This window comes from Pseudomonas sp. MDT1-16 (assembly GCF_054898115.1).
This window is the reverse complement of the sequence record NZ_CM142717.1, coordinates 2790382-2807099: the sequence shown is the minus strand read 5'-3', so window position 1 is coordinate 2807099 and position 16718 is coordinate 2790382. Positions and strand designations below refer to the sequence as shown.

Genomic DNA, 16718 nt, shown 5'->3' with positions numbered 1-16718 from the left:
TGCGTTCGGCTGCGTAGCAGTCGTAAATCCTGAGCCCACGGTATTCCTGAAACACCGCGGTGAATGGTTTTTACGACTGCTTCGCAGCCGAACGCAGCCTTCGGCAGCTGCTACAGGGGAAGTCTGCCTCAAGGTTGCGTCAACTGGCGATACAACTGTGGCAAGCGCAGGGGTAATTGCTCGGGCTGGCGGATCAAGGTGTAGCCATTGGCGCCGAACATGTACGGCAGGTAATCCCCGGCTTCGCGATCAATCGTGATACAGAACGGCGTCAACCCCTGACGCCGCGCCTCCAGCACCGCCTCGCGGGTGTCTTCAACACCGTAGCGTCCCTCATACAGATCCAGATCATTCGGTTTGCCATCCGTCAGCAGCAGCAACAGTTTGCTGCGTCGTTTGCTCTTGCCCAACAGTTGGGTGGCCTGGCGAATGGCGGCGCCCATGCGCGTGTAATAACCCGGTTTAAGCCCTTGAACGCGACCTCGGGTGTTGTCGTCATATCGCTGGGTGAAGGACTTGAGTTCCTGCATGCGCACTTGCTGACGACGCAGCGAGGAAAACCCGTACAGGGCGAAATCATCGCCCAGCACCGACAGGGTTTCGCCGAACAGCAGCAAGCTGTCGCGAATCACATCAATCACCCGGTGCTCATCGTTCAAGTGGGCGTCGGTGGACATCGATACGTCGGCCAGCAACAGGCACGCCAGGTCGCGGCGTGTCTGTCGTTGTTCCATGAACAAACCTCGTTCCGCACACTGGCCATGCTCGCGTTCAACGTGAAAGTCCAGCCAGGCCTGCATGTCCAGTTCAGACCCTTGAGGTTGCTGGCGTAACCATTGACGGTCATTGCGCAAATGCTCGAACTGGCGGCGCAGACGGAGCGCCGAAGCCTTCAGTCGTGGCGGCAATGGTTGTGCCTCACTGTCGCGGGGCACCATCATTTGCAGATTGACGAAGCCGTCCTGCATCTGCTGTTTGCGATAGTCCCACTCCGGCAACTTGATGCCCTCGCCCAGGGGAATATCGTCGACATCGGCGGGCGGCAAATCCAGGTGCAGCTTGAGACCGCCGCCCTTGCGCAGACGGGTGCGCGACAGCGTCAATTCGTCCAGGTCGTCGGCGACCCTGGCGGCGTCCGGGTCTTCGCTGTCGTCCGACCAGCGATCCAGATCGACGTGTTCGCTCCAACTGAAGAGGTTTTCCAGACGCACTACCAGCAGCCCTCCTTTGCTGGTGCTTTCATCGATCCGCGTGGCGCGCTTGCGTCCGCTTTTCTGTTCGCCGGGAGGGGTGGCCAGATGATCTTCCGCGTCTTGCGATTCTTCGAGATCCCCCGCTTGGGGGCTTGCGAGGTGCAGCGGCGGATACAACCACAGCGGCAGCGGCCAGGCCGCCCGTTCGCTGCGGGGAAAATGTTCGACACTGCCGGGGTCGCACAGTGCCTGGCGCAAGGCCCGCTCCAGCGCCGCTTCGCCGCCCTTCAACGAGGCGGGATCCGGGCGCAATTGCAGATGAGCATCGACCAGCCGTTCGTAGCGCGAACGCAACGCCGGGTAACGTTGTAAAAGGATTTGTGTCCAGCGTTGATTATCTCGCCCCCAGTGGCGCATCTGCCCGGCCTGGGCCGCCAGCAGCGCCAGCCAGCGATACAGCTCTTGATTCAACGCGGCATCCGGGTACACCGCGAGGCTCGACGGCAGGCGAAGGTTCGTCTCGTCGCACCACGCCAATGGCACTTGTTTGCAGGTGCCGGCGATCTGCTGCAGCACGTTGCGCCGCAACAGCAGATCGCGGTCGCTGGCGGCTTCGACACCGATGCCACTGGCGCCGCCCATGGCGCGAAACAGCAGCGCCAGCGGTCGCTGCTGGTTGATCAGTTCGACGCGGGCCTCGGGAAAGTCCGGGCTGGCGCGGCGGGTGATGAAGCGATGCCAGACACTGCCGACCCACTCTTCCAGTTCGACGGTAAAGGCCATGGTTTTTCCCCTCTGAAAACCAATGTGAAACGGCCCGCTGTACCAGCCGGGCCGTCCTCCTCCGGGATGTTATTGACTCACGAACGAACAGCGGAGGCGGCAGTCGCAGTGATCCCCACTGGCACCCGTCGCTTGAAGCTGAACAGGTAGCAGAGCAGCCCTGCGAAGAAACCGAGACCGGCGCCCAGACGAGCCCAGAACAGCACTTGCAAATGATCGACAGTGGCCATGAACGGTAACGCGACGCCATCCACCGGCCAGCGTTGCAGGTAGATCTGCACGACACCGGCAGCGGTGAGTAACAGCGTGATCATCACCATCGACAGAGTCATCAGCCAGAAACCCCAGATCTCGAGTTGCTGCGAACGCTCGTCCGCTGCCTCGCCAAGCCCGCGCAGTTTCGGCATGGCGTAGCTGATCAAGGTCATCACGATCATCGCGTAAGCACCGTAGAAGGCCAGGTGACCGTGAGCCGCCGTCAGTTGCGAACCATGGGTGTAGAAGTTGACCGGAGCCAGGGTGTGCAGGAAACCCCAGACGCCGGCACCGAAGAACGCGGTGACCGTGGTGCCCTTGGCCCACAGCGTGGCAGCGCGGTTCGGGTGGTCCCGGCGCCGGTTCTTGACCATGCTGAAGGCGAAAATCACCATCGCCAGGAAGGGTAGCGGCTCGAGTGCCGAGAAGATTGAACCGACCCACAACCAAACCTCAGGCGCACCGATCCAGAAGAAGTGGTGACCGGTACCGATGATCCCCGTTATCAGCGCCATGGCGATGATCACGTAGAGCCATTTTTCCACGACCTCCCGGTCTACACCGGTGATCTTGATCAGCACAAAGGCCAGCATCGACCCCATGATCAGTTCCCACACGCCTTCTACCCAAAGATGCACCACCCACCACCAGTAGAACTTGTCGCGGGCGAGGTTGCCGGGGTTGTAGAAGGAGAACAGGAAGAACACCGCAAGCCCGATCAACCCGGTCATCATCACCATGCTGACGGTGGTCTTGCGCCCTTTGAGCAAGGTCATGCCGATGTTGTAGAGGAAGCCCAGGCACACCACCACAATGCCCATCTTGGAAATGGTCGGCTGTTCGAGGAACTCTCGACCCATGGTCGGCAGCAGCTCGTTGTGGGTCAGCTTCGCCAGGCCGGCATACGGCACCAGCAGGTAACCGAGAATCGTCAGCACACCCGCGGCGGCGAACACCCAGAACAGGATGATCGCCAGCTTCGGACTGTGCAATTCGCGGTCGGCCTCTTCCGGAATCAGGTAGTAGGCAGCCCCCATAAAGCCGAACAATATCCAGACGATCAGCAGGTTGGTGTGCACCATCCGCGCCACGTTGAAGGGGATGATCGGAAAGAGAAAGTCTCCGATCACGTATTGCAGGCCCATGATCAAACCGAACAGTATCTGACCGAGAAACAGGATCAGGGCAAACACGAAGTACGGTTTGGCCACGGCTTGCGAGGCGAATTTCAGATGCGGATTAGCAATGCTCATCGCTTAGCCCTCCTTGTTTGGCGGCCAGCCATTGGTGTTGATTTTCGAGCTCCATTTGAGGAACTCGGCGATGTCATCCACCTCCTGGTCACTCAATTTGAACTGAGGCATCGCGCGCCGGCCCGGTACGCCCAGTGGCTGCATTTTCATCCAGGCATGCAGGAAGGGTTTGAAGCCCGCCTCCCCGCCGCGCCGCTGGAACACGTTGCCCAGCTCAGGCGCGAAGTAGGCGCCCTCACCCAACAACGTGTGGCAGCCGATGCAGTTGTTTTGCTCCCAGACCAACTTGCCCCGCTCCACTGATTCGGTTAACAGCGCTTCATTGCTGCGCTCTGGAAAGGTCTGTTCCGTGTGATAGGTCAAAGCCAGGAATATCAGGAAGAAGAAGATGCTTCCCCCAAAGTAAATATTCCTGGCCATGCCTTTGGTGAAGGTGTCTGACATGGTCGCTTCCTCTTTGCTAGGCGTGTCCATGATAGGAAGCGAAGGGTTGAAACCTGCTTGATGGCGATCAAGAAAGCCAGATGGTTCTGGTCGGGTCTTCGTTTCAAGAAGCCGGGCGCCTTACCTGTGGCTAAGGAACGTGTTCCCCTCGATCCGGATTACCGGAAGCGTCCTACGCTAAATATCGATTCGTCTGACTGCGCCGATTGGTAGATCCACGCAAAGTCCCGTGCTTACAAATAGACACAGGGACATGTGGATGCTCAGCGATGCCAAGCAGGTCGCTTTCAAACTCGACATTGACGGTTTTTCCCACGACCTTCAGGTACTCAAATTCCGCGCCAAGGAAGCGCTTAACCAGCCCTACGAAGTCAAACTCGAATTGGTCAGCGAACGCCCCGACCTGGACCTCGATTCTCTGCTGCATCGCTCGGCTTTTCTGAGCTTCGGTCCTGACGGCGCCGGCATTCACGGGCAGATCTTTGGAGCCGCCCAAGGCGATTCAGGCAAACGCCTGACCCGCTATCAGATGACCCTGGTGCCCCAACTCGCCTACCTCACCCACTGCCACAATCAGCGTATTTTCCAGCACCTGACCGTGCCGCAGATCATTGCAAAAGTACTGAAAGACCAAGGAATGCAGTCCGATGCCTGGCGCTTCCAACTCAGCGCCGAGTACCGGCCACGGCTGTATTGCGTGCAGTACGAAACCGGACTGCATTTCCTGCAAAGGTTGTGTGAGGAAGAAGGCCTGCACTTTCATTTTGAGCACAGCGCCGATGGGCATGTGCTGGTGTTCGGCGACGATCAAACCAGCTTCTCGAAACCCTCCCAGTCAACCGCGTACAGGCCAGGCAGTGGCATGGTCGCCGGAGCGCCGGTGATCGACCGTTTCAAGCTGCGACTGGAAACCCGCCCGACCCACGTCAGCCGTCGTGATTACGACTTCGAGAAACCGCGCCTGCAACTCGACAGCGAGACTAAAAACCCGCTGCTGCCGCACCTTGAGGATTATGGATTCCCAGGTCAGTTCACCCATCGTGAGCGCGGTAAACATCTGGCCAATCTGGCGCTGGAACGCCACCGTGCCGATTACCAGCAAGCCGAAGGGCGTAGCGATCAGTGCGCCCTGCGCAGCGGCCATTTTGTCGAGATGACCGAACACCCACGCGCTGACCGCAATGGCCTGTGGCTTCTGACTGAAGTCGAACATGTTGGCCTGCAACCCCAAGTGCTTGAGGAGTCAATCACCGACAGTAGTCCGCAGGATGGTTTCAGTCAGGGCTACCGTAACCACTTCGTCGCCACTCCTTGGGACGTGATATTCCGACCGGCCCTTGAACACCCCAAACCCAAAATGACGGGCAACCAGCAGGCGGTCGTCACCGGCCCGCCCGGTGAAGAGATCTACTGCGATGAATACGGTCGGGTAAAGGTTCAACTGCCGTGGGACCGAGAGGGTCAGCACAGCGAACAATCGAGCTGCTGGCTTCGGGTCGCTACCGGTTGGGCCCATGACCGCTATGGCAGCGTGCTGATCCCTCGGGTTGGCATGGAAGTGCTGGTGGGATTCACCGACGGCGACCCCGACAAACCCTTCGTCCTTGGCTGTATGCCCAACGCCTCAACCCCCGTGCCACTGGATTTGCCCGCCGAGCACACTCGCAGCATTTTCCGTAGCCAGAGCAGCCCCGGCGGTGGTGGATACAACGAACTGCGCATCGAGGACAGAGCAGGCTCAGAGGAAATAGCCCTGCGTGCCCAGCGCGATTTCGTCCAACTCGTGCTCAATGATGAACGCATTCAAGTCGATAACCAACGCACCGTGGTGGTCGGCGGTATCGCCAGCCATGACCTGCGTGGCGAAGAACAGCACCTGACCCACGGCAACCGCCTGACGGAACTCAAACAGGACGATCATCTGTTGGTTCACGGCGACCGCCACGTCCGAACCACCAATCACCTGCTCAATGCCACCCACCAAATTCACCTGGGCGCCGGGCAGCAAGTCGTCATCGATGGCGGAGCGCGCCTGTCAGTCCAGGCTGGCGGTCACTGGCTGACGCTGGGGCCGGAAGGCATTTTCAGCAGTGTGCCGATTCTAGTGGGCGGCGCCCCGACCGTGGGTCTACCCGCCGAGCCTCTGATGCCGGGAGCCTTGCCCCTGCTGAAAGTGACGTTCGATGCGATCCAGCAACGCCATGCGTTGATTTCAACCCGCGCTTCTCGCTGCCTGATATGCGAGGCCGCTCAAGCATGAAGCTTTTGACCTCATTGCCTGAAGACCTGCCCTGGAGCGAGCAACAGGCTTTCCTGTTGCTGGACGGTGCGACCTTGAGTGATTTGCCGGAGCGCTTGAAACAACTGAGTCCCGGCGCCACCACCGTCGCGCTGTATGACTGTGCGCCGTTCACTGCGCTGCGGGATATCTCACCGCTGCTGGTGGCGATCGAACAACCTGACGAACCGATTTTTCAGTTCTATCTGCAACAGGCGCACGAAGAGTGGGGCGTGATGCTGTTCAGCACCGCTCCTGCGCATGACGTCGCCCAACACTTACGCAAACTGCTGACCGTTGAATTGCCCGAAGGTCTGCCGGTGGTCCTGCGCCTGGCCGATGCGGCAGTGGCGCAGGCACTGTTTGGCAGCGGCGATCAGCGATTGTTTGGGCCTCTGTCCTGTGTGGTAACCGCCGACGGTGTCGAGGTTAATTGGCAACAGCACCAACCCCGGCTGGCCGAGTGCCCTGAATTGCTAACGCCCTATCGCCTGAGCGCAGAACAGAATTCGGCGCTGGACCATGCTGATCGGCGTCGCGTATTGCTCGAACTCGACGCTCATCTGCTCAGGCACTTCCCCGAACTCCTTCGCGGCGAAAGCGTGTCTGAACGTTGGCCAATGCTCGAACAACTGGAGGCCGAAGCCAGCGCCCTGGGCCTGGATGCCCCGTCCGGGCTGCTCTATTACGCCAATGTCATGGCCCGGCTGGACGGATCTCCCCTAGGCCAGCATCCCGAAATCAATCGATTGCTGCATAACCCCTCCCTGCAACCCATCGGCGAGCGCATCGTACTGGCCGCTGACCTGGCCCGCCAATGGGCAAATGAACGAGGTCGTCCATGAACAAGCCACACCCTGCCGACCTCGCGGCGGCCGCCGCCTCCAAAACCGCCATCGGCTCACCCGGTGCCTGCCCCTTGCGCCAAACCCACGTGCAGTTGTTGCCCTTGCGTTACGGACTGGTGGAAAAGCCCCTCGACCCGAGTGCCGAACTGAAGCTGCCGTATACCCTGACGACCCGCCCGCTGGGCATTCGCATGCTGCGCGATGGCTGGTTGTACGTCATCGACAGCGTGACCGGCCATCTGCACGAGTATCAAGTACTTAACGGACTGGTCAGCGCCTTGCTGCACAAGGGCGCCAAGGTTGCCGACGATCAGCGCACGCCCATCGAAGAGCGTCCTGCTCTGGTGTTTTCAAGACGCAGCACGCTGCATGTGACCTTCGCCGAAGTGCAGTGGACGGTGGCCAAATGCGCTCAAGTCACTGACAGCCGCGAGGAACGCGAACACTTCATGCAGGCCGTCGATCTCGGCCCGGTGCATTGCCAAACCGGTGGCGAGCATCTGCTGACGGTCGCGCAAGGCAAACAGTGGCTGGCGGAGATTGCGACCGATCCGGCCCGGCAGGCGCAAGCCGCGCAAGACCGCGCGGAACAGGACACCGAGTCGCCGTCGGACGCCGTTCTAATGCCGACGGTGCACGTCAGCGATGCCCCCGAGCACGAACGTGAACCCTACTTATGGGAACAACCGCGGCGCTTTCGCGAGGCGCACATTGGCGAGTTTCTCGGGCGGGTGCGCCCGGCTTATCAGGACGACACCCTGTTCCTTGTGGTGCACGACGACCTCGGCGTGCTGCGCGACCTGGCCGAGTATCAGGACACCGTGGTCGGCTGGGTCGACAACTGGAGCAATGCCGACCATAACGAACGCGATTACCTGTTGGCCTGTTTTATCGAGTCCCTGAGCCAGCTCAGTCCGGCCGATATCGGCAACCTGGCCGAGGCCAGCAACGATCCGCGAGTCCAGGCGCTTTTTGACGATCTGGAACAGTTGCCCGAACCGGATCGGGAGCACACCCGCAAAGCCTTGCTGGATTACCTGAACAAGGGCGGCAAGGTCGAATCGCTGGACGCTCCCGTGCCCCCGGCACTGGAGCAGGCGCGTAAAGAAGCGCATGCCGAAGCGTTCAAATTCGCCAAGTACCAGGGCGCCACACCCGACTTCACCGCCCACAGTCGCGCCAGTGACGATGCAGACCGCCGTTACTACACGCGCCAACATTTCAAGGTCGCCCCCGACGATTTCGTCGAACGTCACCTCGATACCTTGATCAAGCTCGGCCAAGAGCAAAACAAACGCATCGTGGATGTGCTCGAAGGCTCCAGCTTCAGTGGTAAGCGCGGGGTCAATGATTTCATCGACCGCCCGGCCATGGACGCGGCGCTGTTTCAGCATCGTGACGACCTTGGTCGCTGGAACCGCTTGCTCGAACGCATCACCGCTGACCGTACGATGATGGTATGTGCCGGTCGCTTCCATCGCTCGGCCTGGTACTACGACGCGCAGGATCGACAGCAACTCCACCAGGCCTTCACCGCCGAATACGCCTGCCTCAAGGACATCTGCCGCAGTGACCACGCGAGCGAAATCCTCCTCGGTTATCTGGAGAAACACCCCGAACTGACCCGGCCACTGTTCTACACCTTGCCCCTGCGTCTTCAGCCAGAACGGGCCGCGCAATACGCCACGTTGTTCAACGCCGGCATGGGGGTGTTCAACAACCTGCCGCACTGGTTGGGCGAGCTGCAGAAAATCGAACAAGCGCACCTGCCGGCCCTCGACGACCTGCCCGAGCATACCCGCGCTGTCGCGGACGCGGCGCAGCACAGCCTCAGCCCGGCGCTGAACCTGGGCCTGAGCCGGGCGCTGGAAGGGTTCGACCTGTCGGCAGAGAAAATCCCCGACCTAGACGAGCTGTTCAGTCGTCTGCCCAAAGCCTTGTCGGGGCGGATACTCGATGCGGCAAAAACCACCGGCGTGACCTTTACTGTCGCCAGCCCGGCGGAACATGCGGCGCTGCAAACCAACCTCAAGGAACTGCTCAGGGAGCGCGACTATCTGAAAACCCTGACCCGCGAACGCAACCAGCTCACCCACAACAAAAACCGGGCGGGGCACAAGACGCCACGGGCGGTGGAGTTGCAGGGCGAGATCGTGCGAGTACGCGGGCAGTTGACGCAACTTGAAGGCCGGTTGGCTGGGGCGCTGAGCCCGATTGCGGAGCTGCCGGATCAGTCGGCGCGCCTGTACGGCGCAACGCAGGCTCGGGCGGGGGTGACGGTGGTGTTTCCGCCGGCGCAGCAGTTGGAGGTGCGGAGTTTGTTGAAGGATATTCGGCTGGGGGTTCAGAGTGTGCCGAATGCGAAGTTGATTCGGAGCGAGGGGATGGGGTTGTTGGTGTTTTTGGTGCAGGGGGTGAATTTGGTGGGAGTGTTCAAGGAGACTTTCAAACAGTCTAGAAACGAGAGAGCTATAGGCCCATTGCTTGCGGCGGCGGCTGCCACTGGATCTGCTGGATTCACAGCGGCACAAAGCCTTTTGGATACAGCCCTTAAATCACGTAGCAGCGAACTTGTTGCAGGACTTCAACGCCATGCGTTACTAAATGTGCATGTGCAGATGGGGAAAATGCATGTCGGTTTGGGTATCTTTACCTACGGCTTTGGTCTCGCATCTTCAATGACCAGCCTCAATACCCAACACAAAAATTGGCAACAAGCGACGCGAAGCGGAAATAGCGCAGCTCAGAGTAGTGCAGCGCTCGCCACGGCAGGGGCAGCCGGCATGACGACCGTCAATGCCTATGGCTTTGGTCATACCTTACACGCGGGATCCACCGTGCTGATGGCAAAAAACACTGCCGCAAGGACCGCCGCCTGGGCCGCGGCGGGCACACGCCTCTCCACCGTATTCTTCCGCTTCAACCTCGCGGGAGCCCTGTTCACCGTGCTGGAACTGGGTGGCACCTGGCTGTTCAACCGTTACAACCTCAGCGCCCACGATAAGTGGCTGAAAACCACGCCATGGAGTCTGGACACCGATCATCGCGGCGACCATACCCTGGATGAATACCAACGCTATCTGGCCTATTTGCTTCACGCCTCGTATGCACAACTGGGTCCGAACAAGCATGACTCCTGGCTGAAAGACCTACTGTTAAAGTCCAAGCCCAAAGACATCCATCTGGTGCTGCCAGGGCTCAAGCTCAATGATTTTCAGCCGCCCCTGAGCGGTCAACCGGCTCATCGCCTGGGGATCGGCGCCCACCGTCTTTCCGTTCCTCTCCACAGTCGTGGTGTACCGCGCGAGCGCAAGGACGTCATCAGTGAAGAAGTCGCAAACAGCCTGCGCATCGTGCAAGCAGGACCTGACCGGCTGGTGTTATGCCTGCAATATCCATCGGATCCTGATGCCGAATTTACCCCTGCCTCCGAAACGCTGGAGCTGGCGGTCTGTATCCAAACCTTGAACGCCAACGGCGCGTGGGTTTCTCACATTCGGGTCATTCGCCTGAACCCTTGGGGTGACGGCCGCTTCCGGCGTTGGCCCCTCCATCCGTTACCGAGCATCCACCGTTGTTGCTGGTTGAAACCCATCTGCTGGAGCTGGCCGACCATGCCGCACAACCTTGATAAGCCGATGCCTGCACCGCACCTGGAACAACCCCGAAAAGCGGGAGATGTGCAGCCGTTTCCCAGTGGGAGGATCACTTACCTTGCGCCTCTACCATTGCCGACAGCGTTGCCACCGCATGGTCCGCATATCGGTGAGTTAAATGAGGTGTTTATGGATTTCGGGGTGGGATCTCCCCAAGTATTTATGTGGAAAATGACACTGGGAGGCCCGTTCACGCTGGCTTGCATGTTTGTTTTTTTGTTCCCATTGTTTAGTTTTTTTTTCGGTCTCGTTTTGGGATATGACTGGCTGTATTCCTGGGAATTTGCGGAGGATGTTTTCCTTCCCGCTTCTGAGCTCGGAATCCAAACCAGTTGTTTAACCCTGCTCATCGGCCTCGGCGTCTGGAACCATAACCACAACAAACGCGCCGCCATCATCCCCACCCGCTTCAACCGCCAACGCCGCGAAGTCTGCTTCATGCCCGAAGACGCCACCGAACCGCTCTTCGTCCCCTGGGAATCCCTCTCGGCCTGGGTCATCGAAGCCCAAGGCGCCACCCAGTACGGCATCCACCGCCAATACGGCATGGGCATCGGCTTCCAGCACGGCGAGACCCTGACCAGCGTCGAATTCCCCTGCTTCGGCCTCTCCCTGGCCATCAGCCACTGGGAAGCCATCCGCGGTTACATGGAATACGAAATCCACGATCTCAAATCCATTCAGGACCCGCTAGACCTGCAAGGCCCCGACGATCCACCCCACGAAGGCCTGCACACCTTCCGCAACGCCCGCGCGCGTATGCATCAGCAAATCCGCGACGGCCAACGTGGTCGAGTGTCCGGCTTCTTCTGGTACCTGTACCACGTCATGACCCTGTGGACTATTCCCAACCACCTGACCGAATGGGAAATCCGCCGTCTCCAGAAAATGGGCCAACAGGCGTTGCCCGAGGCGATGCGCCAATGGTCGGAACCGCTTCCGAAGGGACAATGGGCGAAGCCGAGCGAAGAACTGCTGCGCCTGAGCGCGCACGTTCGCTCCCTGCACAAACGTCAGCCGCGCCGACCGATCACCGAGATTTTTGCCGAGGTACAGCGCACGAATCCGACCGACAAACGTCGCGCATGAGTTGTTTTTTCAATGTATTTGCTCCGATGTCCGAAACACTGGAGCTGGCCGTCTGCATCCAGACCTTGAACGCCAAGGGGGTGTGGGAATCGTTGACTGACGTTATTCACCTCAACCCGCGCAGTAAGGGCCATTTCCCTTCGTTGCCCCGTCAATCCGTTACCGAGCATCCACCGTTGTTGCTGGTTGAAACCCATCTGCTGGAGCTGGCCGACCATGCCCACCAAGATTGAAATGCCTCTGCCTTCCCCGCACCTTGAGCAATCCCGCAAAGCCGGCGATGTCGAACCGTTTCCCAGTGGGAGAATCACCTATCTCGCGCCGTTGCCATTGCCGACGCCGCTGCCGCCGCATGGTCCTCACATCGGGGAATTAAATGATGTGTACATGGACTTCGGGTTGGGATCACCGCAAGTCTTTATGTGGCAGATAACATTGGGCGGGCCATTCAGCGGCGCATTTATGATTGCATTCCTGTTTCCCCTGATTGGCGGCTTCATGTTTTTTTTATTCGGGATGGGTTGGGACGATATTTCTCATGCCATACAAGGGATCTTCCATGCGTCCTACCCGCTAGCCATACAAACTGGCTTTTGGACCCTACTCATCGGCCTCGGCGTCTGGCACCACAACCACAAAAAGCGCCTCCACATCATCCCCACCCGCTTCAACCGCCAACGCCGCGAAGTCTGCTTCATGCCCGAAGACGCCACCGAACCTCTTTTCGTCCCTTGGGAATCCCTCTCGGCCTGGGTCATCGAAGCCCAAGGCGCCACCCAATACGGCATCCACCGCCAGTACGGCATGGGCACCGGTTTCCAGCACGGAGAGACGCTGACCAGCGTCGAATTTCCCTGCTTCGGTCTGTCCCTGGCCATCAGCCACTGGGAAGCGATCCGCGGCTACATGGAATACGAAATCCACGATCTCAAATCCATTCAGGACCCGCTAGACCTGCAAGTCCCCGACGACCCGCCGCACGAGGGTTTGCACACCTTCCACAACGCCCGTGCGCGCCTGCACCAGCAAGTCCGCGACGGTCAGCATGGTCGAGTGTCCGGCTTCTTCTGGTACCTGTACCACGTCATGACGTTGTGGACGATTCCCAACCACCTGACCGAATGGGAAATCCGCCGCCTCCAGAAAAAGGGCAACCAGGCGTTGCCCGAGGCGATGCGCCAATGGTCCGAGCCGTTATCGAAGGAACAATGGGCGAAGCCGAGCGAAGAACTTCTGCGCCTAAGCGCACAGGTTCGCGCCCTGCACAAACGTCAGCCGCGACGCCCGATCACCGAGATTTTTGCCGAGGTACAGCGTTTAAGTCCGACCGACAAACGTCGCGCTTGAATTGTTTTTTCAAGTTGGCTAACCGATTAACACCAGCGTCAGCCCCACAACGGTCGCCAACACCAGCGCCCAGCTCAACATCAAGCTGCGCCACAGGCGCGGTGCGTGGCGCATCTCCATGAAGCCGTCGGTGATCAGCCACGCCTTGCCGACCGCCACCAGCAAGATGGCAATCGACAGCAACCACGTCGCCCCGGCCTGCGCCAGCACCACGGTGCAGACGCTTAACGTCGCGAGCGCGGCCCAACAGACGAGCAAAAACCTGGAAACAGACATGAGAACCTCGTCAATTCAGAACATAGACCAGCGGGAAAAGCATGACCCAGATCAGATCGACCATGTGCCAATAGAGCACGCCGGATTCAAATCCACTGCGCGTGTTGGCGTCGTACAGGCCACGGCGAGAGCGCTCGGCCAGCCATCCTAGAATGACCATGCCGAGCACTACGTGGAGAAAATGAAACCCGGTAAGGATCCAGTAGAGGGTGAAAAACGTGTTGTGCTCAATGCCCAGCCCCGAGGTCAGCAAGTGCCGGTATTCCGTAAGTTTCAGCACCACGTAGACACTGGCGGCGAGCAACGCCATCAGCAGGAAGACGGCGCCGCGCCGGGACCGTGAGCGCCTGACTTGCTCTTGAGCCAGCGCGGCGAACAGCCCCGCGGTGAGCAGGCTCAGGGTCATCGCCAGCCCGGTTGAGGTGTTCAGCAATAGACGGCTTTCACTGAACATCTGCGGCTTGAGTGCCTGGGTTACGGCGAACGTCAGGATCAGGATGGCGAACACCGACAGCTCGGCCAGAATGAAAAACCACATCGCCAGATCGCCCGGCAAGTGGCGACGCGAGACGCCCGAGGACTCAACCGAAGTGGACATCAACCACGTCCATCAGCGCGGCAACGGTGAGCGGATCATCGCTCAGCGGCTCGGCCAGACAGGCCATGCAGGCCTCACGCGGGCTCATGCCGGAACGAATCATACGCGCCGTGAAAATCAGCAGTCGCGTTGAGGCGACCTCCTCCAGATCATGTTGATCGAGCCGCCGCAGCGCCTGGCCCAGCCTGACCACTTGCGCCGCCAGCGCGTTGTCCACCTGAGCCTCCCGGGCAACGATGCGTTCCTCATCGGCCACCGGCGGATAGCCGAAGCGCATCGCCACGAAGCGTTGCCGGGTGCTGGGTTTCATGCCTTTGAGCAGGTTCTGGTAGCCGGGGTTGTAAGACACCACGAGCATAAATGACGGCGGCGCCTTCAGCACTTCGCCGGTGCGTTCCAGGAACAGCTCCCGACGATCATCGGCCAGGGGATGTAGCACCACCACGGTGTCCTGGCGCGCCTCGACCACTTCGTCGAGGTAACAGATGCCGCCTTCACGCACCGCGCGGGTCAGCGGTCCGTCCTGCCACCAAGTGCCCTGTGCTCCGATCAGATGGCGACCGATCAGGTCAGCCGCGCTCAGGTCATCGTGGCAAGCCACGGTGTACAGCGGCAGTTTCAGTCGATGGGCCATGTGCTGGACGAAACGGGTCTTGCCGCATCCCGTCGGGCCTTTGATCAGCACCGGCATGCCGTGTCGCCAGGCTTGCTCGAACAGCGCCTCCTCATTATTGAGCGGTTGATAAAAGGGTTCGATCGGGTGTTCGCAAGACTGGATTCGGTCCATGGGCTGCCTGTTCCAAAAGCGGATTCAAGCAACACGCTACGGGCCCCTGCGACAACCTGGCAAGGGAGATGGCCGGCAAACTTGATCGCCGTCAAGCGAGCATTGGCCTGCTCGGCATAGCCTTGCACGGCACTAAGAACCTGCGTTCTGCGCTGCCGTTTCAGCACATCGCAAAGGTCTTGCCTGAGGAGAAATGGAATGCTGATCAGCAATAGAAAAACGTTTGCTCTGACCCTTACCACGCTGTGTTCGGCACTGGCTCTGGCGGTGAGTCCTGCCGCCAGCGCCGAGGAGCCCGCCGCTGCTGCGGCCACCCCGCCCATGGTCAAAACCGCTGGTGCTCCCGACATGAGCCAGGCCGAGTTCGACTCATCAAAGGAAATCTACTTCCAGCGCTGCGCAGGCTGCCACGGTGTTCTGCGCAAAGGCGCCACCGGCAAACCGCTGACACCGGACATTACCCAGAACCGCGGACAACCGTTCCTGGAGGCGCTGATTACCTATGGTTCACCGGCAGGCATGCCGAACTGGGGAACGTCCAATGCGCTGACCAAGGATCAGATAACGTCAATGGCCAAGTTCATTCAGCACGCGCCGCCGACGCCACCGGAATGGGGCATGGCCGAGACGCTGAAGACCTGGAAAGTGTTGGTCAAACCCGAGGATCGTCCGAAGAAGCAGCTGAGCAAACTCAACCTGCCGAACCTGTTTTCGGTGACGCTGCGCGATGACGGCAAGATCGCCCTGATCGACGGTGACAGCAAAAAGATCGTCAAGCTGATCGAGACCGGCTACGCGGTGCACATCTCTCGAATCTCCGCCTCGGGTCGCTACCTGCTGGTGATTGGCCGGGACGCGCGGATCGACATGATTGACCTGTGGCCAGTCGAGCCGACCAAGGTCGCCGAGGTCAAAGTGGGCATCGAGGCGCGCTCGGTCGAGACCTCCAAGTTCAAGGGCTACGAAGACAAATACACCATCGCCGGCTCTTATTGGCCGCCGCAATTCACCATCATGGATGGCGAAACCCTGGAGCCGAAACAGATCGTTTCGACCCGCGGCATGACCGTCGACAAGCAGGAATATCACCCGGAACCCCGGGTCGCGGCGATCATCGCCTCCCACGAATGGCCGGAGTTCATCGTCAACGTCAAGGAAACCGGCAAGGTCATGCTGGTCAATTACCAGGACATCAAAAACCTCACCGTCACCTACATCGATGCCGCGCCTTTCCTGCATGACGGCGGCTGGGACAGCACGCACCGCTACTTCATGACCGCCGCCAACAACTCCAACAAGGTCGCCGTGATCGACTCCAAGGAGCGCAAATTGACCGCGCTGGTGGACGTCGGCAAAACCCCTCACCCAGGTCGCGGCGCCAACTTCAACCACCCGACCTACGGCCCGGTCTGGGCCACCAGCCACTTGGGTGATGACGGCATCTCGTTGATCGGCACCGACCCGACCAAACACCCGCAATACGCCTGGAAACAGGTCGCCTCACTCAAGGGCCAGGGCGGCGGTTCGCTGTTCATCAAAACCCACCCCAAATCCCGTCACCTGTACGTCGACACCACCCTCAACCCTGACACCAAGCTGAGTCAGTCGGTGGCGGTGTTCAACCTCGACAAGCTCGACGCCGGCTACACCGTGCTGCCCATCGCTGAATACGCGGGCATCAAGCAAGGCGCCATGCGTGTCGTGCAACCGGAATACAACAAGGCCGGCGATGAAGTCTGGTTCTCCGTCTGGAGCGGCCAGGCAGACGAGTCGGCGCTGGTGGTGATCGACGACAAAACACTGAAGCTCAAGTCAGTCATCAAGGACAAACGACTGATCACACCCACCGGGAAGTTCAACGTCTACAACACCCAACACGACATCTATTGAGCTCCATCAATGCAAGGAACC

At 59.8% G+C, this 16718-nt stretch carries 13 protein-coding genes; 7 read left to right on the top strand and 6 right to left on the bottom strand.

Annotation, left to right across the window (positions count from 1 at the left end; genetic code table 11):
• Window positions 1-128: 128 nt before the first annotated feature.
• The 3 genes from ACYZT3_RS12780 to ACYZT3_RS12770 all read right to left on the bottom strand — a co-directional run bounded on the left by ACYZT3_RS12780 (window position 129) and on the right by ACYZT3_RS12770 (window position 3928).
• The gene (locus tag ACYZT3_RS12780; protein WP_282381561.1) at window positions 129-1976 is read right to left on the bottom strand and encodes a nitric oxide reductase activation protein NorD; all 1848 of its coding nucleotides are present in this window, start codon (window positions 1974-1976) and stop codon (window positions 129-131) included.
• Window positions 1977-2053: 77 nt separating this feature from the next.
• On the bottom strand, window positions 2054-3484 hold the full coding sequence (locus ACYZT3_RS12775; protein WP_282381564.1) for a cbb3-type cytochrome c oxidase subunit I: 1431 nt from the start codon (window positions 3482-3484) through the stop codon (window positions 2054-2056).
• Window positions 3485-3487: 3 nt separating this feature from the next.
• The gene (locus tag ACYZT3_RS12770) at window positions 3488-3928 is read right to left on the bottom strand and encodes a c-type cytochrome (protein ID WP_008156283.1); all 441 of its coding nucleotides are present in this window, start codon (window positions 3926-3928) and stop codon (window positions 3488-3490) included.
• A 259-nt stretch (window positions 3929-4187) separates the two neighbouring features.
• On the opposite strand from ACYZT3_RS12770, the gene ACYZT3_RS12765 reads away from it, so the two are divergent.
• From ACYZT3_RS12765 to ACYZT3_RS12745, 5 genes are read left to right on the top strand one after another with little or no spacing between them, the layout of a single operon-like run.
• Complete coding sequence (locus ACYZT3_RS12765) at window positions 4188-6188, top strand: type VI secretion system Vgr family protein (RefSeq protein ID WP_462032205.1); 2001 nt, start codon at window positions 4188-4190, stop codon at window positions 6186-6188.
• Window positions 6185-7051: a DUF4123 domain-containing protein gene (locus ACYZT3_RS12760; RefSeq protein ID WP_462032204.1), complete on the top strand. Its 867-nt coding sequence runs from the start codon at window positions 6185-6187 to the stop codon at window positions 7049-7051. The genes ACYZT3_RS12765 and ACYZT3_RS12760 overlap by 4 nt, the downstream gene beginning before the upstream one ends.
• Entirely contained in the window at window positions 7048-11799 is a 4752-nt protein-coding gene (locus ACYZT3_RS12755) for a toxin VasX (RefSeq protein WP_462032203.1), read from the top strand. The genes ACYZT3_RS12760 and ACYZT3_RS12755 overlap by 4 nt, the downstream gene beginning before the upstream one ends.
• A 26-nt stretch (window positions 11800-11825) precedes the next feature.
• Window positions 11826-12032 (top strand): hypothetical protein, encoded by a 207-nt coding sequence (locus ACYZT3_RS12750; protein ID WP_462032202.1) that lies wholly within the window; start codon window positions 11826-11828, stop codon window positions 12030-12032.
• Entirely contained in the window at window positions 12016-13146 is a 1131-nt protein-coding gene (locus ACYZT3_RS12745) for a hypothetical protein (RefSeq protein ID WP_462032201.1), read from the top strand. The genes ACYZT3_RS12750 and ACYZT3_RS12745 overlap by 17 nt, the downstream gene beginning before the upstream one ends.
• Before the next feature lie 18 nt (window positions 13147-13164).
• Here ACYZT3_RS12745 and ACYZT3_RS12740 read toward each other — a convergent pair whose 3' ends face one another.
• From ACYZT3_RS12740 to ACYZT3_RS12730, 3 genes are read right to left on the bottom strand one after another with little or no spacing between them, the layout of a single operon-like run.
• Complete coding sequence (locus tag ACYZT3_RS12740; RefSeq protein ID WP_282383231.1) at window positions 13165-13422, bottom strand: cytochrome C oxidase subunit IV family protein; 258 nt, start codon at window positions 13420-13422, stop codon at window positions 13165-13167.
• A gap of 10 nt (window positions 13423-13432) precedes the next feature.
• Window positions 13433-14020: a cytochrome c oxidase subunit 3 family protein gene (locus ACYZT3_RS12735; RefSeq protein ID WP_462032200.1), complete on the bottom strand. Its 588-nt coding sequence runs from the start codon at window positions 14018-14020 to the stop codon at window positions 13433-13435.
• Complete coding sequence (locus ACYZT3_RS12730) at window positions 14004-14807, bottom strand: CbbQ/NirQ/NorQ/GpvN family protein (RefSeq protein ID WP_282383225.1); 804 nt, start codon at window positions 14805-14807, stop codon at window positions 14004-14006. Before ACYZT3_RS12730 ends, ACYZT3_RS12735 begins: the two co-directional genes overlap by 17 nt.
• 68 nt (window positions 14808-14875) lie before the next feature.
• Here ACYZT3_RS12730 and ACYZT3_RS12725 point away from each other — a divergent pair, with 68 nt between their 5' ends.
• Complete coding sequence (locus tag ACYZT3_RS12725) at window positions 14876-15022, top strand: hypothetical protein (RefSeq protein ID WP_282383223.1); 147 nt, start codon at window positions 14876-14878, stop codon at window positions 15020-15022.
• Window positions 15006-16697, top strand: a complete 1692-nt coding sequence (locus ACYZT3_RS12720) for a cytochrome D1 domain-containing protein (RefSeq protein WP_462032199.1) — start codon at window positions 15006-15008, stop codon at window positions 16695-16697. The genes ACYZT3_RS12725 and ACYZT3_RS12720 overlap by 17 nt, the downstream gene beginning before the upstream one ends.
• Window positions 16698-16718: the final 21 nt, after the last annotated feature.